The sequence below is a fragment of the Roseococcus sp. GW821-FHT12F05 genome, from assembly GCF_058806835.1.
Genome location: NZ_JBXAQB010000009.1, coordinates 84653 through 102838 on the forward strand (window position 1 = coordinate 84653; position 18186 = coordinate 102838).

General features: G+C 70.8%; 19 protein-coding genes. 10 read left to right on the forward strand and 9 right to left on the reverse strand.

The window, feature by feature from the left end; genetic code table 11:
• Window positions 1-17: 17 nt before the first annotated feature.
• Complete coding sequence (locus AC1ROY_RS20850; protein ID WP_493150805.1) at window positions 18-1079, reverse strand: extracellular solute-binding protein; 1062 nt, start codon at window positions 1077-1079, stop codon at window positions 18-20.
• Window positions 1076-1888 carry a GntR family transcriptional regulator gene (locus AC1ROY_RS20855; RefSeq protein ID WP_493150806.1) on the reverse strand — a complete coding sequence of 271 codons (813 nt, stop codon included), beginning with the start codon at window positions 1886-1888 and terminating at the stop codon, window positions 1076-1078. Before AC1ROY_RS20855 ends, AC1ROY_RS20850 begins: the two co-directional genes overlap by 4 nt.
• Window positions 1889-2097: 209 nt before the next feature.
• Between AC1ROY_RS20855 and AC1ROY_RS20860 the strand changes: the two genes are divergently transcribed.
• Window positions 2098-3195, forward strand: a complete 1098-nt coding sequence (locus AC1ROY_RS20860) for an FAD-dependent oxidoreductase (protein ID WP_493150807.1) — start codon at window positions 2098-2100, stop codon at window positions 3193-3195.
• Window positions 3192-3713, forward strand: a complete 522-nt coding sequence (locus tag AC1ROY_RS20865; protein ID WP_493150808.1) for a hypothetical protein — start codon at window positions 3192-3194, stop codon at window positions 3711-3713. The genes AC1ROY_RS20860 and AC1ROY_RS20865 overlap by 4 nt, the downstream gene beginning before the upstream one ends.
• Before the next feature lie 4 nt (window positions 3714-3717).
• On the opposite strand, the gene AC1ROY_RS20870 is transcribed toward AC1ROY_RS20865, so the two are convergent.
• Entirely contained in the window at window positions 3718-4782 is a 1065-nt protein-coding gene (locus AC1ROY_RS20870) for an extracellular solute-binding protein (RefSeq protein ID WP_493150809.1), read from the reverse strand.
• Entirely contained in the window at window positions 4779-5588 is an 810-nt protein-coding gene (locus AC1ROY_RS20875) for a GntR family transcriptional regulator (RefSeq protein ID WP_493150810.1), read from the reverse strand. The genes AC1ROY_RS20870 and AC1ROY_RS20875 overlap by 4 nt, the downstream gene beginning before the upstream one ends.
• Window positions 5589-5791: 203 nt before the next feature.
• On the opposite strand from AC1ROY_RS20875, the gene AC1ROY_RS20880 reads away from it, so the two are divergent.
• Both AC1ROY_RS20880 and AC1ROY_RS20885 read left to right on the forward strand, forming a co-directional pair.
• On the forward strand, window positions 5792-6880 hold the full coding sequence (locus tag AC1ROY_RS20880) for an FAD-dependent oxidoreductase (RefSeq protein WP_493150811.1): 1089 nt from the start codon (window positions 5792-5794) through the stop codon (window positions 6878-6880).
• Window positions 6877-7407, forward strand: a complete 531-nt coding sequence (locus AC1ROY_RS20885) for a hypothetical protein (protein ID WP_493150812.1) — start codon at window positions 6877-6879, stop codon at window positions 7405-7407. The genes AC1ROY_RS20880 and AC1ROY_RS20885 overlap by 4 nt, the downstream gene beginning before the upstream one ends.
• A gap of 46 nt (window positions 7408-7453) precedes the next feature.
• On the opposite strand, the gene AC1ROY_RS20890 is transcribed toward AC1ROY_RS20885, so the two are convergent.
• Window positions 7454-8374 carry a LysR family transcriptional regulator gene (locus AC1ROY_RS20890; RefSeq protein ID WP_493150813.1) on the reverse strand — a complete coding sequence of 307 codons (921 nt, stop codon included), beginning with the start codon at window positions 8372-8374 and terminating at the stop codon, window positions 7454-7456.
• A 137-nt stretch (window positions 8375-8511) separates the two neighbouring features.
• Between AC1ROY_RS20890 and AC1ROY_RS20895 the strand changes: the two genes are divergently transcribed.
• Complete coding sequence (locus AC1ROY_RS20895; protein ID WP_493150814.1) at window positions 8512-9345, forward strand: TauD/TfdA dioxygenase family protein; 834 nt, start codon at window positions 8512-8514, stop codon at window positions 9343-9345.
• Here the strand turns inward: AC1ROY_RS20895 and AC1ROY_RS20900 are convergent.
• Window positions 9342-10238, reverse strand: coding sequence for a LysR family transcriptional regulator (locus AC1ROY_RS20900; RefSeq protein ID WP_493150815.1), 897 nt, complete (start codon window positions 10236-10238; stop codon window positions 9342-9344). The two genes, AC1ROY_RS20895 and AC1ROY_RS20900, sit on opposite strands and share 4 nt — an antisense overlap.
• A gap of 123 nt (window positions 10239-10361) precedes the next feature.
• Here AC1ROY_RS20900 and AC1ROY_RS20905 point away from each other — a divergent pair, with 123 nt between their 5' ends.
• Genes AC1ROY_RS20905 through AC1ROY_RS20915 form a run of 3 tightly spaced genes read left to right on the forward strand, consistent with a single transcriptional unit; the run spans window position 10362 to window position 13391 of the window.
• The gene (locus AC1ROY_RS20905; protein ID WP_493150977.1) at window positions 10362-11186 is read left to right on the forward strand and encodes an enoyl-CoA hydratase/isomerase family protein; all 825 of its coding nucleotides are present in this window, start codon (window positions 10362-10364) and stop codon (window positions 11184-11186) included.
• 59 nt (window positions 11187-11245) lie between these two features.
• Window positions 11246-12211 (forward strand): Bug family tripartite tricarboxylate transporter substrate binding protein, encoded by a 966-nt coding sequence (locus AC1ROY_RS20910; protein WP_493150816.1) that lies wholly within the window; start codon window positions 11246-11248, stop codon window positions 12209-12211.
• Window positions 12212-12230: 19 nt separating this feature from the next.
• Entirely contained in the window at window positions 12231-13391 is a 1161-nt protein-coding gene (locus AC1ROY_RS20915) for a CaiB/BaiF CoA transferase family protein (protein WP_493150817.1), read from the forward strand.
• 78 nt (window positions 13392-13469) lie between these two features.
• On the opposite strand, the gene AC1ROY_RS20920 is transcribed toward AC1ROY_RS20915, so the two are convergent.
• Window positions 13470-14228, reverse strand: coding sequence for a class II aldolase/adducin family protein (locus AC1ROY_RS20920; RefSeq protein ID WP_493150818.1), 759 nt, complete (start codon window positions 14226-14228; stop codon window positions 13470-13472).
• Window positions 14229-14432: 204 nt separating this feature from the next.
• Between AC1ROY_RS20920 and AC1ROY_RS20925 the strand changes: the two genes are divergently transcribed.
• Both AC1ROY_RS20925 and AC1ROY_RS20930 read left to right on the forward strand, forming a co-directional pair.
• Complete coding sequence (locus AC1ROY_RS20925; protein ID WP_493150819.1) at window positions 14433-15185, forward strand: maleate cis-trans isomerase family protein; 753 nt, start codon at window positions 14433-14435, stop codon at window positions 15183-15185.
• A 65-nt stretch (window positions 15186-15250) separates the two neighbouring features.
• Window positions 15251-16129, forward strand: coding sequence for a LysR family transcriptional regulator (locus AC1ROY_RS20930; protein WP_493150978.1), 879 nt, complete (start codon window positions 15251-15253; stop codon window positions 16127-16129).
• 4 nt (window positions 16130-16133) lie between these two features.
• On the opposite strand, the gene AC1ROY_RS20935 is transcribed toward AC1ROY_RS20930, so the two are convergent.
• On the reverse strand, window positions 16134-17111 hold the full coding sequence (locus AC1ROY_RS20935) for a Bug family tripartite tricarboxylate transporter substrate binding protein (RefSeq protein ID WP_493150820.1): 978 nt from the start codon (window positions 17109-17111) through the stop codon (window positions 16134-16136).
• Between the two features lie 10 nt (window positions 17112-17121).
• Window positions 17122-18087, reverse strand: a complete 966-nt coding sequence (locus AC1ROY_RS20940; RefSeq protein ID WP_493150821.1) for a Bug family tripartite tricarboxylate transporter substrate binding protein — start codon at window positions 18085-18087, stop codon at window positions 17122-17124.
• Between the last annotated feature and the right edge of the window lie 99 nt (window positions 18088-18186).

Genomic DNA, 18186 nt, shown 5'->3' on the forward strand with positions numbered 1-18186 from the left:
TGCATCCCTGGCGCCCCTCAGCTCTGGATTTCACGCTGCCAGCGCTCGGAGAGCTGGACCCGGCTGCGGTTGTACTCCGCCCAGGGGACCTGCGAGGCTCCGGCCGACAGTTCGCGCGTGACGGGGAAGGTGGCGGCGAAGGCAGGGTCGAGCTGCGTCTCGCTGTTCACCGGGCCGGCGAAGACGGTCTCGGCCATCTCGCGCTGGTACTGGGGCGCCAGCATGAGGTTTGCGAGCTTCTGCGCATCCTCCATGTTCGGCGCGTTCTCCGGGATGGTCAGGAAGTGGCTGGAGGCGATGGCGCCCTCCTTCGCCGCGGCCCATTTCACCGGGAGGCCGGCGGCGGCCGCCTGCAGCGCCGTGCTCTGGGGCGAGAAGGAGATCCAGATCTCCTTCTGCTGGAAGAGCTGGATGAGCTGCCCCAGCGGCCCGATGAAGGTGCGGATGTTGGGCTTCATCTCCGCCATCTTCGCGAAGCCGCGGCCGAAGCCGTCGCCGTCCGTGCCGCCGAGGATCCGGTTGAGATAGGCCAGCGCGATGAAGGCATAGGTGTTGGTGAACTGCGGCATCGCCACGCGGTCGCGATAGGCCGGCTTCCAGAGGTCGAGGAAGGATTCGGGGAGGGGCGCCCCGGCCGCGCGGATCGCCTGCTCGTCATAGATCAGCCCGACGAGCGAGGTGGCGACGGCCGAGCCCTTGCCGTCCGCGTCGCGGAAGCCCGGCGGCACATGGGCGAGGTTGGTCACCAGCGCCGGGTTGAGGCTGGCCCAGAGGCCGAGGTCCTTGCCCTGCAGCCAGGGTCCCTGGTCGAGGGTGAAGAGGCTGATCTGCGGGCTGTTGCGCTGCGCGATCGCGCGGGCCAGCGCCTCCGCGCTCAGCAGCGAGGAGGAGACGACCTCGATGCCATGCATGTCCCGCGCGCGCGGGACCACGAAGCGGTCGAAGGCACGCTTGTACACCGCGGAGATCACGATCGAGAGGCGGCGGGCCTGCGCCTTCACCGCGGGCGCGGCGAGCGTCGATGCCGCGAGCGCGAGGGCGCCGAGCTCGCGGCGTCTGGGGCGGATGATGCCGGTCATGGGCGGGATCCTCGCTTGCGGGGGGAGTCGACGGGGCGCGGCCCGGCCGGCACGGCGCTGTTGCGCTCCAGCCGGACCGAGAACTGGTAGCGGTCCGGATGGTAGTGCGCACAGGTCGCGTCGATGACCTGTCCGCCCTGCGCGAAATATACCCGCTCCATCCGCATGATCGGCGAGCCGGGCGCGAGCTGCAGCTGCTGCGCCACATCCTCGGGCGCAAGCACGGCGTTCATGGTCTGCCGGGCATGGCTGAGGCGGAGGCCGGACCGCATCTCGACGAGCCGCGCCGGCGGGACGTGTCCGGCAAAATCCTCGGCCGAGATCCAGCGCGCGACCGCCGCGGGGAAATAGGCCCGCACATGGGAGAGCGGGAGTTTCCCCGTGTGGTTCACGGCGACGAAGCTGGTCCAGATCTCTTCGGGGCTGCCGGGCGGCATCAGCGCGGCCACGGCGGGCGGCGGCGCTTCGTGGCCGGAGGAGAGCAGCCGGAAGTTGATATGCGGGTGGATGTCGTCGATGTCGCCGACCAGGCTCGCCGTCTTGCGCGCCTCCTCGCCGCCCAGGACGAAGGTGCCGACGCCCTGCTGGCGCCGGATGAGGTTGGCGGCGACGAGCTTGTCCAGCGCGTGGCGGATGGTGATGCGGCTGACGCCGAACATGGCGCCGAGCTCGGCATCGGTCGGCATGCGGTCGCCCGGCTTGTAGCGGCCCGAATAGATGCTCGCCGCGAGGCGCTCCTCCACCTGGCGGTAGAGTGGGGTGGGGACGAGGAATTCGTCCGGGACGGGCTTCGGTCCAGGCATTGTCATGACATAGGCTGTGTGCGATCGGGGTCACAATCTCGGCGGAGGCCGCAAACTGGACCGCCGAGGTCTGCATTGCCCATGCCTTGGGCCATGTTGCACCGAATCTGCCCTTTCTGTGGGCGATCCGCCGGCGGCCTGAGGGAGAATGTGGTCATGGATGGATTTGTCATATCAACAGAGGACAGGATGATGGGGCCCTCGATGGAGGGACCATGTCCGAAGACGTGAGGCGGGCGGAGATCGTGGGCGGGGGAATGGCCGGCATGACGCTTGCCGCCGCGCTCGCGCGGCGCGGCTGGAAGGTCACCCTGCGCGAGGCGGCCGACGCGCTGCGCGGCTATGGCGGCGGCCTCTACATGTCCGCGGACGGGCTCGCGGCGATCGGGGACCTGGGCCTTCGCGATGAGCTGGAGGCCGCCTCCTTCGCCCCCTGCGCCTTCGAGACCTTCGTGGATGGCGAGCTGCGCGGCCGCGACGTCAACATCGGCACCTACCGCACCGCCCTGCGCGGGACGCTGCACGCGCTGCTCACCCGGGCCGCGCGCGAGGCCGGCGCCATGTTGCTCACCTCCGCCCGTGTGACGCAGGTCGATCCGGCGGGGCGCATCGGCCTGGCGGACGGCGGCACGGCGGAAGCCGATCTCGTCGTGATCGCCGAGGGCACCGGATCCCGCCTGCCGTCGCGCCTCGGCCTGGAGCCACGCCGCACGCGCTTCCCGGAGGGGCTGGTCCGCGTGCTGCTCGACCGGAGCTTCCTGGCGGGCGAGGAGTGGGAGAATGCGCGCGACTTCTGGAATTTCCGGCATCGCCGGCTGCGCATCCTCTACTCGCCCTGCAGCGCCACCCATTGCTATCTCGTGATGATGGCGCCCGCCGACGAGGCGGGCACCGACGGGCTGCCCGTCCGCCCGGAGGTCTGGTCGCCCTCCTTCCCGGAGCTCGCGCCGCTGCTGGAGCGGATCGGCGGGGAGGGCCGCTTCGACCGCTACGGCTCGATCCGGATGGAGCGTTGGTCCGCCGGCCGCGTGGCGGTGATCGGCGATGCGGCGCATGCCATGCCCTCCAGCATCGGCCGTGGCGCCAACATCGCCATGCGCAGCGCCGTCGCGCTGGCGCGCGCGCTGGAGGCGGGCGTGGAGGCTGGCCTGGCTGCCTGGGAGGCGGAGATGCGCCCCGTCGTCGAGGAGACGCAGCTTCTGGCGGAAAGCATCATCGCCGAGCGCGCGAAGGCCGCGCTTGGCGGCGGGCCCATCGTGCGGCGCGGCACCGCCTCCGACCCCACCGCCATGATCGAGGAGAAGCTGGCATGAGCATCGTCCCCAACGCGCTGTGGTTCACCAAGCTCGTCGTGATGGCCGAGGAGATGCATGGCGGTGTGCGTGACCGCATCGGCCGTCCCTGGTACCAGCATTTCGAGCGTGTCGCCCTGCGCACGCTCTTCCGCGACCCGCTGGCCGACCGCGCCAGCATGGAGGCCGCGCTGATGCACGATGCGCTGATGGCCGGCGGCAAGGGCAGGGAATGGCTGAGCGGGATCGGCTGCGAGGAGCGCGCGATCGAGATCATCGATCGCATCACCCCGCCGCCGCACGCCAACCATTTCCGGCAGATGGACGCCATCACGCCGGCGGACAACGCGATCTACCTGGACTACGTGCGCGGCCTCGTCGCGAGCGGCGACGAGCGCGCCATGCATGTGAAGCTCGCCGACATCAACGACACGATCGACGCCTTCCGCGAGGCGACCTCGCCCGTGCTGAAGGGCCAGCTCCACAACCGCTACATCCCCTCGCGCGACCTCCTGCAGGAGCGGCTCGAGAGAGGGTAGCGGATCAGCTCTGGATTTCGCGCTGCCAGCGCTCGGCGAGCTGGACGCGGGTGCGGTTGTACTCGGCCCAGGGCACCTGCGCGGCGGCCTGCGTCATCTCCATCGTCACGGGGAAGCTGGCCTTGAAGGCCTCGCTCAGCTGCGTCGCGGTGTTCACCGGCACCATGAAGTCGGTCTCGGCGAGCTCCTTCTGGTACTGCGGCGCGAGCATCACGTTCGCGAGCTTCTGGGCGTCCTCCATGTTGGGCGCGTTCTCGGGGATGCCGATGAAGTGCGAGAGTGCCACGGCGCCCTCCTTCGGCGCGGCCCATTTGATCGGCAGGCCGGCCGCCGAGGCCTGAAGGGCGGAAAGCTGCGGCGCGAAGGCGATCCAGATCTCCTTCTGCTGGAAGAGCTGGATGAGCTGCCCCAGCGGCCCGATGAAGGTGCGGATATTGGGCTTCAGCTCGCGCATCTTCGCGAAGCCGCGGCCGAAGCTGTCCGTGTCCGTGCCGCCGAGCAGGCGGTTGGCATAGGCGAGCGTGATGAAGGCGAAGGTGTTGGTGAACTGCGGCATGGCCACGCGGTCGCGATAGGGCGCGGCCCACATGTCGAAGAAGGACTCCGGGATCGGCGCGCGGGCCGCGCGCAGCGCCTGCTCGTCGTAGCAGAGGCCGGTCAGCATGCTGAACAGCGCCGCGCCATGCCCGTCCGGATCCTGGAAGCCGGCCGGGATGGTCCGCGTGCTCGTCACCAGCGCCGGATCGAGCTTCGCCCAGAGGCCGAGATCCTTGCCCTGCAGCCAAGGGCCCTGGTCAAGGGTGAAGAGGCTGATCTGCGGGCTGCTGCGCTGGGCGATGCCCCGGGCCAGCGCCTCGGCGCTCAGCAGCGCGGAGGAGACGACCTCCACCCCGTGCATCTCGCGCATCCGCGGCACCACGAAGCGGTCGAAGGAGCGCTTGTAGATCGCCGAGACGACCACCGAGAGGCGGCGCGTCTGCGCCTTCACCGCGGGCGCGGCGAGGCTCGCGCCGGTGGCGAGCGACCATGCGCCGAAGCCGCGGCGCGTCGGGCGGAACAGGCCTGTCATGAGTTGGCTCCTCGTGGGGATCGGGAAGGCACGGCCCGCGGGCCGATGGCTGGAGCGCCGCCGCGCAGCAGGCGCACGGCGTAGCGGTAGCGGTCGGGGTGGTAGTGGGCCGTGGTGGCCTCCAGCACCTGTCCGCCCTGGGCGAGATAGACGCGCTCCATCCGCATGATGGGCGAGCCTGCCGGCAGGCCGAGATGCCGCGCGACCTCCTCCGGCGCCAGCACCGCGCTCATGGTCTGGTCCGCATGGGCGAAGCTCATGCCCGAGCGCATCTCGATGAGCCGCGCGGGCGGGACGTGGCCGCGGAAATCCTCGGCATCGAGCCAGCGCGCGGCCTCGGCCGGGAAGTGGGATTCGACGTAGGAGAGCGGCTGCCGCCCGGCATGGTTCACGCAGACATAGCGCGTCCATCCCTCCGGGGCCGGCGCCGGCAGGAGCGCGGCGAGGGCGGGCGAGGGGGCGGCATCGTCCGAGGAGAGCAGGCGGAAATGGATGTGCGGATGGATCTCGTCGATATCGCCGACCAGGCTCGCAGTCTTGCGTGCCTCCTCGCCGCCGAGGACGAAGCTGCCCACGCCGCGCTGGCGTCGGATGAGGTTCGCGGCGACGAGCTTGTCCAGCGCGTGGCGGATGGTGATGCGGCTGACGCCGAAGCCGGCACCGAGCTCGGCGTCCGAAGGAAGGCGGTCCCCCGACCGGTAGCGGCCCGCATAGATGTCGGCGGCGATCCGCTCCTCGACCTGGCGGTAGAGGGGCGTGGCGACCAGGAACTCGTTCGGGACGGGCTTGGCTCGGGACATTGTCATGACACCACCATCTCAATCCCCGCTCTACAATGGCATATCGGACCAATTTAGGTGGAGATGAGCGTGATGTGCCCATAGTGCCGGCATATCCGCCGATTCCATGGGCAGAACTCCGCTGCCGTGGCGCGAACGCCTTCCTCAGATCACTTGTCATACCAAGTGCGCTGGCTGAAATTCCGCCTGCAGTTTGACCGGAGATGGCAATGCGTCGGGCCGAGATCGTCGGCGGTGGGATGGCGGGGCTGACGGCCGCGGCGGCGCTCGGCCGGCGCGGCTGGCAGGTGACGCTGCGCGAATCCGCGCCCGTGCTGCGCGGCTATGGCGGCGGCCTCTACATGACGGCCGACGGGCTCGCCGCCGCGGCGGCGATCGGCATCGAGCGGCGTCTCCATGACGCCTCCTTCGCCCCCCTGTCCTACGACACGATCGTGGACGGCGAGCTGCGCATCCGCGACGACAATGGCGGCACCTTCCGCACGGCCCTGCGCGGCGACCTCCATGGCCTGCTGGTCGCCGCCGCGCGCGAGGCCGGCGCCACGCTGGTCGCGGGCGCGCCGGTCACGCGCGTGGAGCGGGACGGGCGCATCGGCCTGGCCGATGGCGGCATGGCGGAGGCCGACCTCGTCGTGATCGCCGAGGGCACGGCCTGCGCGCTTCCCGCGCATCTCGGCCTCGCGCCGCGCCGCACGCGCTTCGACGACGGGCTGGTGCGCGTGCTGGTCGACCGCACCGCCCTCGAGGGCGAGATCTGGGAGCGCGCGCGCGACTTCTGGGCCTATGGCGCGCGGCGGCTGCGCATCCTCTACACACCCTGCAGCGCCACGCAGTGCTACTTCGTGATGATGGCGCCGTCGGACGAGCCGGGCACCGACGGGTTGCCGGTCCGTCCGGAGATCTGGCTGCCCTCCTTCCCGGAGCTCGCCCCCATCCTGCCGGCCGCCGCCATGGCCACGCGCTTCGATCTCTACGGCTCCATCCGGCTCGATCGCTGGTCCGCCGGCCGGGTCGCGATCCTGGGCGATGCGGCGCATGCCATGCCCTCCAGCATCGGCAAGGGCGCCAATATCGCCATGCGGAGCGCCGTCGCGCTGGCGCGCGCGCTGGACGCCGGCGTGGAGGCTGGCCTCGCTGCCTGGGAGGCGGAGATGCGCCCCGTCATCGACCCTGCGCAGCTTCTCGCCGAACGCATCGTGGGGCAGCGTGCCCTCTCCGGCGGAGCGCCCGCCGAGGCCTACGACACGCCCATCGTCCATCGCGACCTGGCCGAAAGCCGACAAGGACAGACCCCATGAGCATCGTCCCGACCGCGCCCTGGTTCACCAAGCTCGTCGCCCTCGCCATCGAGATGCATGGCGATGCGCGCGACCGCATTGGCCGCCCCTGGTGCCAGCATTTCGAGCGCGTGGCCCTGCGCACGATCTTCCGCGATCCGCTGGCCGATCGCGCCAGCGTGGAGGCCGCGCTGATGCACGATGCGCTGATGGCCGGCGGCAAGGGCAAGGAGTGGCTGCGGGAGATCGGCTGCGAGGAGCGCGCGATCGAGATCATCGACCTGATCACCCCGCCGCCGCATGGCGACTACTTCCGCGCCCTGGAGGCGATCACGCCCGAGGACAATGCGATCTACCTGGACTACGTGCGCGGCCTTGTCGCGAGCGGCGACGAGCGCGCCATGCATGTGAAGCTCGCCGACATCAACGACACCTGCGACATGCTGCGCGAGGCGACGCTGCCCTCCCTGAAGGACCAGCTCCACCACCGCTATGTCCCGTCGCGCGACCTGCTGCAGGCGCGCCTGGAGCGGACGTCGAATCCCTGAGCGGCATCTGCCGCGGGCGAGCCGCCGAGCCCCGCCGCGGCCCGGCCTATGATGGGGAACCCTGCCACAGCCCGGCTTCGACCATCTCCATCGCCTCCCGGCGCAACGAAGCGCAGAACCGCTCCACCGCATCGGAAGCAGGCTGGCCCAGGGCCCGTGCCACCACCAATCCACGGGAAAGCTTCGGCTCCAGAGGGATGGCCATCAGCTTGCCGGCCTCGATCTCCTTGCGAACGGCTTCGATGGGAAGGATCGTCGCGCCGGTTCCCCTCGCCACCAATGTCTTGACCACCGGCAGCGCATCGGCCTCGAGCAGGATATCCAGCTCCAGCCCCTGCCGCAGCGCCTCCTTTTCCAGCAGAAGACGCAGACCCTGGTGCGGCCCGGACAGCAGGAGCCGCCGCTGGGCCACCTCGGCGAAACCGATGGCGGGCTGCGCGGCGGCAGGGTCGTCGGCCGCGGTGATCAGGAACAGCTCCTCGACCAGCAGGGGCGAGGCTTCGATGTTCGTCGTCTCATCCCCGGCATGCAGCACGGCCACGTCGATCTCGCCGCCATGCAGCCAGTCCAGCAGATATCCGCTGGAGGCGGTGACGAAGCGCAGCGACACCTCGGGATATTGCGTCAGGAAGGTCTCGATCAGACGCCCGGCCAGCGCCTCCGCCACGGAGGGGGGCATCCCGAAGGCCACCCGGCCGCGCAGCACCTCGCTCTCCGAGGCCAGTTCCAGCCTGGTCTCCTCCAGCTGCTTCAGGATGCTGCTGGCGCGGTCGCGCAGCGTCTCCCCGGCATGGGTCAGCACCATGCCCCGGCCGTGGCGGATGAAGAGCGCCACCTTCAGCTCCTCCTCCAGCTGGCCCAGCTGGCGGCTCAGGGCGGGCTGGGCGATCCTCAGCCGCTGGGCGGCCTTGCTGACGCTGCCCAGCTCCGCCACATGCAGGAAGGTCTTGAGCTGCCGGATCTTCATGGCGCCATCTAAGCGCGGTGCTTATACGGAACGAAAGGGCGGCGATGCCGGCGCCTGCATAACTCCTATCGTCGCATTGGATTGGCCTGCGGCCCGCACATGGCCCTAGCCTCGGGCGTTCCCGGGAAAGAGCCGACATGAACGTCATCGCACCCTCGCTGAGCGTCCGCCGGCTCGCCGGCGCGCTCGGCGCCGAGATCCACGGCGTGGACCTGCTGGGCGAGGTGCCCGACCACCTCATCGCCCGCATCCGGCAGATCTGGCTGGAGCACGGCGTGATCTTCTTCCGCGACCAGCCGCTTCCCCCGGCCGCCTTCGCGGCCTTCGCGCGGCGCTTCGGCGAGGTGGTGCACTACCCCTTCCTCAAAGGTCTGGAGGAGGCGCCGGAGGTCATCGTGGTCGAGAAGCTGGAGCACGAGCGGATCAACTTTGGCGGCACCTGGCACATCGACACCACCTACCTCGCCGAGCCTCCCACGGCGACGATGCTGATCGCGCGCGAGATCCCGCCCCAGGGCGGCGACACCTGCTTCGCCAGCTGCTACGCGGCCTATGACGCGCTGTCGGACGGCATGAAGCAGATGCTCGCGCCGCTGCGCGTGGTGAACAGCTCGCTCAAGGCCGAGCGCACCCGCACGCGCGAGGACGGCAAGGCGGCGGGCTCTTCCCGCGTCTTCGAGGCCGAGCACCCGCTGATCCGCACGCATCCCGAGACCGGGCGCAAGTCGCTCTACCTCAGCTTCAGCCATGCGGTGCGCTTCGGCGGCATGACCGAGGAGGAGAGCGCGGGGCTGCTGGAATATCTCTTCGCGCATCAGGCGCGCATGGAGTTCACCTGCCGCTTCCGCTGGGAGGTGGGCTCGATCGCCTTCTGGGACAACCGCTGCGCGCTGCACTTCCCGGTCAACGACTACCACGGCCATCGCCGCCTCATGCACCGCGTGACCCTGGCGGGCGACGTGCCCGTCTAGGTTCTGTGCGCCAGCGCCGTCGCCAGGGCGCGGGCCAGCGATTCCGCCGCGGGCGGCAGATTGCGGCCGCGGCGCTTCAGCAGCATCACCAGCCCGCCCGACAGGATGGGATTGGCCAGCGGCACCGCCACCAGCTTTCCCGCCGCGATGAAGATGCCGGCCGCGCTGGCGGGAAAGAGCGCAGCGCAGTCGCTCTCCCGCGCCAGCCCTGCCGCGACATGCACGCTGTTGGTCTCCACGGCGACCTTCAGGGAGACACCTTCCGCCCGGCAGGCCGTATCGAAGGCGATGCGGCTGCTGCCGGAGCGGGTGGGCGCCACGATGGGGTAGGGATGGAGCTGGGCCAGCTCGATGCGCCTCTCGCGCGCCAGGGGATGGCCGGGGGCCAGCAGCACATGGGCGGGCTCGGGCGCCGCCGCCAGCGTGTCCAGCGCGCCGCTGGGCCGACGGGTCGAGGAGAGGCCGAGATGGCAATTTCCCTCCAGCAGCCCATCCAGCACCTCCTCCGAATAGACCACCGCGACATCGACGGTCACGGTGGGGTGCCGGGCGCGGAAGCGCGTCAGGACGCCGGGCAGGGTGGAGCCGGCGAAGCTCTCCACCGAGCGCAGCAGCACATGGCCGCTCTGGCCTTTCTCCATCGCCTCGAGGTCCGCGTGCAGGCGCTCGGTGAGCTGCCGCTGCTCCCGCGCGTGCTGCAGCAGCATGTCGCCGGCGGGCGTCAGCACCACGCCGCGCGGACGGCGCTCCAGCAGCGTGCTGCCCAGCTCCTGCTCCAGCTTCAGGATCTGGCGGCTGACGGCGGATTGCGCGATGCGCAGCCGCTCCGCCGCCTCGCGCATCGAGCCGCATTCGGCGACGGCCAGGAAATAGCGCAGTCCCGCGGGCAGCATGGCATCGCTCCTGGCCCATGATGCCGGAACGGCATCGCTTGGAGCAGTATTTTCGGCTTGTTTCCGGGACGCAACCGCAACTTACTGGCGCTGGCACATAGCTTGCGGAGCTGACTTTTGTCCGTGGAGACCCCGACCCTCGAACCGCCCGTCTCCGGTCTCGGGCGCCATGCCTGCGACGGGCTGCTGGCGCGGGAGGAGGGGGGCGTGCTGGCCGTCACGCTGGCGCGCCCGGCCAAGCGCAACGCCGTGACGCTGGCCATGTACCGTGCCCTGCGCGCCCTCTTCACCGAGGCGGCGGCCGAGCCCGGGATCCGCTCCATCCTGCTGCGCGGCGGCCCCGGCTGCTTCTCCGCCGGCGCCGACATCGGCGACCTGGCTGCGGGCGAGGACCGCAAGGCGGCGCTGGTGGAGCACCGGCGGATCAGCGACGCGGCGGTGACGGCCCTGGCGGACTGCCCCAAGCCCAGCGTCGCGCTGATCGAGGGGCTCTGCCTCGGCGGCGGGCTCAGCTTCGCGATGGCCTGCGACTTCCGCATCGCGACGCCGGATTCCAGCTTCGGCATCCCGGCCGCGCGGCTCGGCGTGGTTTACAGCCTGAGCGACTGCCAGCGCCTGCATGCGCTGGTCGGGCTGCAGGCCGCGCGGCGCGTGCTCTATCTGGGCGACCGGCTGGACGCGGCGGAGGCGCTGCGCATCGGACTGGCCGACGAGGTGGTGGCGGACGCGCCTGCGCGGGCGGAGGCGCTGCTCGCCGCGCTGGCGGAGCGCGCGCCGCTCTCCATCGCCGGCTCGAAGATCACGCTCGATGCCCTGGCGGCATCGGACACGGCGGGGCGCGCGGAGGCGATCGCCGCCGCCGTCGGCCGCGCCATGGACAGCCACGACCTGAAGGAGGCGACCGCCGCCTTTCTCGAGAAGCGCAAGCCGGTCTTCACCGGCCGCTGAGACCGCAAGGGAAGAGGACGCCAGGCATCAGGGCCAACCCGCGATGTTCTGGAGACCGAATGATGGAGATCAACAGGCGCGCTCTCGCCTCCCTGGCCGGGGCGGCGATGCTGGCCCGGCCGGCGCTGGCGCAGGTGTTCCCGGACCGGCCCATCCGCCTCGTCGTGCCCTTCGCGCCCGGCGGCAGTCTGGACATCCTGGGCCGCCTCTATGCGCGGCATCTGGGCGACCGGCTGGGCTGGCAGGTGGTGGTGGACAACCGCAGCGGCGCAGGCGGCAACCTCGGCGCCGACCTGGTCGCGAAGTCGCGGCCCGACGGCTACACCCTGCTGGTCAGCAGCGACCCGCTGTCCACGGCGCCCAGCCTCTTCCCGAGCCTGCCCTTCGATCCCGTGAAGGACCTGCAGGGCCTCGCGCTGCTGGCGCGCATCTCGCAGGTGCTGGTCGTGCCGCCGAACTCGCCGCTGCGCAGCTTCGGGGACTTCGTCCAGGCCGCGAAGACCACGCCGCAGGGCATGATCCTCGGCAACAGCGGCGCCGGCACCGCCGGGCACCTGATCTCGGCGCTGCTGAGCATGGTCAGCGTGCCGACCCAGCCCGCGCCCTATCGCGGCGGCGGCCCGCTGGCGCAGGACGTGATGGCGGGCAACATCCCGGCGGCCATCCTGACGGTCCCGGCGGCCATGAGCGTGCTGCGCGACGGCGGCGCCCGTGCGCTGGCCGTCTCCACGCCCCAGCGCTCGATGTTCCTGCCGGACGTGCCCACGATGAGCGAGACGCTGCCGAGCGTGACGGTGGACAGCTGGCAGGGCCTCTTCCTGCCGGCCGGCGCGCCGCCCGCCGTCACGCAGAAGCTGAGCGAGGAGATCAACGCCACCACCGCCATGCCCGTGGTGCGCGACTGGATGCTCGGCCAGGCCTTCGAGCCCGTGATCGGCCCGCCCGCGGAGCTCGATGCGCTGATGGCGCGCGAGGTGCCGCGCTGGCGCGCCGTGGTGCAGGCCACCGGCCTGACCGCCAGTTGAACCACCAGGAGGATATCGTATGCCAGGAGCCTTGGACGGCCTCGTCGTCGTCGATCTCACCAGCCATCTCTCGGGGCCCTACTGCACCATGCTGCTCGGCGACATGGGCGCCGACGTCATCAAGGTGGAGCGCCCGGAGAAGGGCGACGACGCGCGCGTCATGGGCCCTGTCGTGGACGGCATGGGCGCGCCCTTCGCGCTCTGGAACCGCAACAAGCGCAGCATCGCGCTGGACCCGAAACTTCCCGAGGATGCGCGGGTGCTGCGCCGCCTCGTGGAGCGCGCGGACGTGCTGGTGGAGAACATGCGCCCCGGCGCGCTGGCCCGCATGGGGCTGGACTGGGCCAGCATCTCGGCCGCCAATCCGCGGCTGATCCAGGCCTCGATCTCCGGCTTCGGCCAGACCGGCCCCTGGGCCGACCACGGCGGCTTCGACCTGATGACGCAGGCCATGTCGGGGCTGATGGCGGGGAACGGGCCGGTGGACGGCGATCCCTGCCGGCTCCCCATCGCCATCTCCGACGTCGCGGGCGGCATGTTCGCCTGCATCGGCATCCTGGGCGCCTTGCAGGCCCGCGAGCGCACCGGCCGCGGCCAGCAGGTGGAGGCCTCGCTCTTCGAGAGCGCCATGGCCTTCGGCGTCTACGAGGCGGCGCTGGTGCTGGGCACCGGCCGCGTGCCGGAGCGGTTGGGCCAGGCGCATCGCGGCAACGCGCCTTACCAGGCCTTCCGCACGGCCGACGGCTGGATCACCATCGGCGCCGGGCAGGACCATTTCTTCCGCCGCTTCTGCGACCTGCTGGAGCTGCCGGAGGTGCCGGCGGATCCGCGCTTCGCCGGCATGCAGGCGCGGGTGGCCAACAACGACGCGCTGGTCGCGATCCTCGGCGCGAAGGTGGCGCTGCGCGACAGCGCCCATTGGCTCGAGGCGTTGATGCAGGCGGGCATCCCGGCCGAGCCGGTGCTGCGCTACGACGAGGCGCTGGCGCATCCGCAGGCCGTGGCCCGCGGCATGGTGGCCGAGGTGCCCGGCGCCTCCCAGGGGCTGAAGCGCACGCTGGCGCCGGCGGTGCGGCTGTCGGAGACGCCCTCGGCCGTGCGCCGGCCCGCGCCGGGACTGGACGAGCAGGGCGAGGAGATCCGCCGCTGGGCGATGCAGGAGGAGCTGGCGGCGGAGTAGGCGCCGGGCCGTGATCGGTCGAGGCCGATCACGGTCCCTTCTTCGCGAGGACGAGGCGCGGTTGCGGCGGATCCCGCTTCAGCTGCGGAAGCGCGCGCCCTTGCGCTCGATCACGCGCTTCAGCCCCTCGAACTCGGCCACGCCGTAATCCGGCTTGGCGCGCCAGCGTGCGTTGCGGGCGGTCACCTGCTCGACCACCTCGGGTGCGATGACCTCCGGCTCCTGCCCGAGCTGCCGGGCCAGCAGCTCCACCTCGCAGGCGCGCTCCATGTAGTAGAGCCGCTTGAAGGCGTTGGGGATGGTGGGGCCGAGCGCGAGCAGGCCGTGGTTCATCAGCACGACGCTGCTGCCCTTCTGGCAGGAGACGCCGAGCGCGTCGCACTCCTCCTGCGTCGCCGGCACGCCGAACTCGTGGTAGGCGAGGTCGCCCAGCACGTAGAGCGCGTCCTGGCTGATCGGGCGGATGCCGTCGCGGATCATGGACATGGCGACGCCGGCACGGGTGTGCGTGTGCAGCACACACATCGCGTCCGGCCGCGCCTTGTACACGCCGCTGTGGATGGTGAAGCCGGCCGCGTTGAAGCTCTTGCTGCCGTCCAGCACCTCTCCCTCGAGGTTCATCTTCACGAGCGACGAGGCGGTGATCTCGTCGAACATGTCGCCGTAGCGGTTGATGAGGAAATGCCCCGGCTCGCCCGGGACCTGAGCCGAAATGTGGGTGTTGATGATGTCGGTCCAGCCGAAGTCGTGGACGATGTGGTAGAGCGCCGCAAGGTCGCAGCGGGTCTGCCATTCGGCGTCGGTCATCTGCGGACGGCTGATCGTGGCGGAGGACATGGCGGCGGCTCCTCGGTTCGGGGTGCGCTCGTCCGAAGGTGAGGGAGTCCACATAAGGAGCACAAGACGAAACTTGCGCAGCTCGTGATGCCGCGGCGGCATCGCAGCCGGTAAGGGAGACCCATTCAGCGCATTGCAATAGGCGTCGCGCTCGGCCAGACTTGGTGGAAGGCGAGGCCCATTCCTTCATCCGCGGAGAGCGCCATGACGAGCCCCAGAGCCCAACACACCAGAGCCCTGCGCATCGGAATCCTCCTGCCGCCCGCCAACACCGCGATGGAGGACGAGATTCCGCCCTTCCTCCCGCCGGGCGTGCGCATCAGCTTCAACCGCCTCTCGCGCGAGGGCCGGACGCTGACGGCCGAGAGCCTGCTCTCCATGGCGCGCTCCGTCGGGCGCGCCGCGGGCGACCTCGCCTGGTGCGAGCCCGACAGCATCGTCTACGGCTGCACCAGCGGCACCTTCCTCGACGGCATCGGCAACGAGGAAGCCCTCTCGTGGCAGATCACCAAGCAGACCGGCATTCCCGCGCTCACCACCTCCTCCGCCGTGGTCGGCGCGCTGCGCGCCGTGGGCGCGCGCCGGATCTTCATGATCACGCCCTATCCCGATGCCGTGAGCCTGCACGAGGTCGAGTTCCTCGCGCATTACGGCATCGAGGTCGTGGCCTGGGATTCCTTTCGCTGCGACCTGAGCGCACAGGTGCCGGTGATCGCGCCCACCGATGTCACGGCGCTCGCCCTGCGCCACCGCGAGGCCATCGCGGATTGCGACGCGCTCTTCGTGAGCTGCACCAACCTCAAGGTCATGGGCGAGATCGCGACGATGGAGCGCCTGCTCGGCGTGCCCGTCGTCACCTCGAACCAGGCCTCGCTCTGGGGCGCGCTGCGGCAGATCGGGGCGCCGATGCCCGAAGGCTGCGGTCAGGTCTTCCAGGCCGCGCTGGAGACCGTCTGACGAGCGCCAGACTGACGGGTGCGAGGCGCCCGCCGCCCGGGCCCCCGGACTTCTCGGCGCGGGAGCTGCGCGCGGTCGTGCTGGTCGCGCGCTACTTCAGCTTCATCGCGGCGGCGTCGGAGCTGCGGCTCTCCCAGCCAGGCCTGTCGCGGATCATCCGCAAGGTGGAGCAGGAGCTGGGCGTCGAGCTGTTCCGCCGCACCACGCGCCAGGTCGCGCTCACCGCCGCGGGCGCGCAATTCGTGCCCGTGGCGGAGCGCATCCTGCAGGACCTCTCCGCCGGCGTCGAAGCGGTGCGCGACCTGCGCGACCAGACGCGGGGCCATGTCGCGATCGGCTGCCCCATGTCGGTGGCGCAATCGAACCTCATCGGCATCGTGCTCGAATACCGCCGCCGCTATCCGCAGGTGACGCTGGTGGTGCATGAGGGGCTGCAGAGCTCGATCCGTCAGGAGGTGCTGAACGGTGTGCTGGATTTCGGCATCGGATTCATCCGCCAGCCGATCGAGGAGCTGCTGATCGAGACGCTCTACGACGGATTCTTCCACGTGGCCTTCCACAAGGACCACCGCTTCGCCGCGCGCGCCTCGGTCCCGCTGCGCGACCTCGAGGGCGAGGTGCTGGTGTCCATGCCGCCCTCGGCCAACCCGCGCCTGATCTTCGACGGCGCCGCCGCCAGCGCCGGCTTCCGGCTGGACCACGCGATCACCGTGAACACCTACTCCACGCTCTACGCCTTGCTGAGCGCGCGGGCCGGGGTGGCCATCCTGCCCGATCCCGGCGTGCCCGAGCCCGACGACCCGACGCTGCTCTCGCGCCCCATCGACGAGCCGCGGGTGCCGTCGCGCTTCTCGCTCTACAGCCTGAAGTCGCGCGTCATGACGCCTGCCGCGCTGGCGCTGAAGCAGCTCGTGATCGAGCACTACAACGCCAGGCGGACGTAACCGATCAGTCGAGCTGGATGCCCATGTTCCGTACCACCTCCTGGTAGTTCGCGACCTCCGTGCGGATGAAGGCCGCGAATTCGGCCGGCGTGTTGGGCATCATCTCGAGCCCCAGCCCTAGCAGCCTCTGGCGCGGCTCCGGCATGGCCACGATGGCCTCGCTGTGGCGAGCCAGCAGGTCGATGATCGCCGGATCGGTGCCGGTCGGCGCGACGATGCCCATCCAGCCGCGCGACACGTAGCCGGGCAGTCCCGATTCCGCGACGGTGGGCACGTCCGGCAGCCGCGTCACGCGCTGGGGCATGGTGACCGCGAGCGCGCGCAGCTGGCCGGCGGCGATCGGCTCGATCGCCGTGGGGATGGTCTCGAACATCAGCTGCAGTTGGCCGGCGATGAGGTCGTTCAGGGCGGGCGCGCCGCCGCGATAGGGGACGTGCACGATGTCGATATTGGCCATGCGCCGGAACACGTCCGCCGCCATGTGCTGCGCCGAGCCGGAGCCGGCGCTGCCGAAGTTCAGCCGGCCCGGGTTGGCGCGGGCATAGGCGATCAGCTCGCTGACGCTGGTCACCGGCAGGGAGGGGTGCACCACGATCACGTTCGGCTGCAGCCCGATCAGCCGGACCGGCGCGAAATCGCGCCGCGGGTCGTAGGGCAGGTTGCGGAACAGGGCCATGTTGGCGGCCAGCGAGGAGGCGCTGCCCATGAACAGCGTGTAGCCGTCGGGCGCGGATTTCGCGACGAAGTCGGCGCCGAGATTGCCGCTGGCGCCGGCGCGGTTCTCCACCACCACGGCCTGGCCGAGCGAGCGGCCCAGCTCCTGCGCCATGATGCGCGCCACCACGTCGATGCTGCCGCCGGCGGCGAAGGCCACGATCATGCGGATCGGCCGGGTTGGGTAGGGATCGGCGGCATGGGCCGGGAGAGCCAGGCCGGTGAGGAGAAGGACGGACAGGGTCCAGCCCAGGAAGCGGTTTCGCATGCGTCGGTCCTCAGTTCAGGGTGATGTTGGCGGCGGCGACGATGGCGCGGTTGGTCGCGATCTCGCGGTCGAGAAAGGCGCGGAAGCCCGCGGGCGTGCTCGGCACGACCTCCAGCCCGAGATCCACGAGCCGGGCGCCGATCTCCGGCATCTCCACGATCTCGCGCACCTCGCGGTCGAGCTTCGCGACGATGCCGGCCGGCAGGCCGCCCGGCCCGAGCAGGCCGAGCCAGGCCCGGGATTCGAAGCCGGGAACGCCGGCCTCCGAGACGGTCGGCAGCTCGGGCATGGCCGGGGAGCGGCTCAGCGTCGTCACCGCCAGCGCACGCACCTGGCCGCCGCGGGCGGCCTGCAGGGCGGTCGGGATGGTGTCGAACATGATCTGGACCTGGCCGGCCATCACGTCGCTGAGCCCGGGCGCGCCGCCCCGATAGGGCACATGCGTCATCCGCAGGCCGGTGCGCAGCGCGAAGACCTCGGCCGCGAGGTGCTGGGACGAGCCGATGCCCGCGGTGGCATAGCTGAGGCCGCCCGGATGCGTGCGCCCATAGGCGATGAGCTCCTGCACCGTCCGCACCGGCAGGGAGGGGGTGACGACCAGCATGTTCGGTTGCAGGGCGACCAGGGTGACCGGCGCCAGGTCGCGGGACGGGTCGTAGGGCAGGCTCGGGTTCAGCGCCGGGATCGTCACGATCGGTCCGGCGCCCGCCATCAGCAGGGTCAGGCCGTCGGGGGCGGACTTGGCGACGAAGTCGGTGCCGACGCTGCCGCCGGCGCCGCTGCGGTTGTCGACGGTGAAGGGCTGGCCGAGGCGGCGCGTCAGCTCCTGCCCGACGAGGCGCGCTAGGATGTCCACGCTGCCGCCCGCCGGGAAGGCCACGACGATCCGCACCGGTCGCGCCGGATAGGCATCATCCGCCCATGCCGAGGGCGCCGCGAGACACGCGAGCCCGGCCAGCATCCTGATCCACCACATCGCCGTCTCCATCCGCTGCGAAGCCGTGCGCGAATGGCGTTTTGATCCACCCTGGTCTTGTCGGCGGCCGGGACGCTTGGGCGCCCCGGCCCGTAGGCT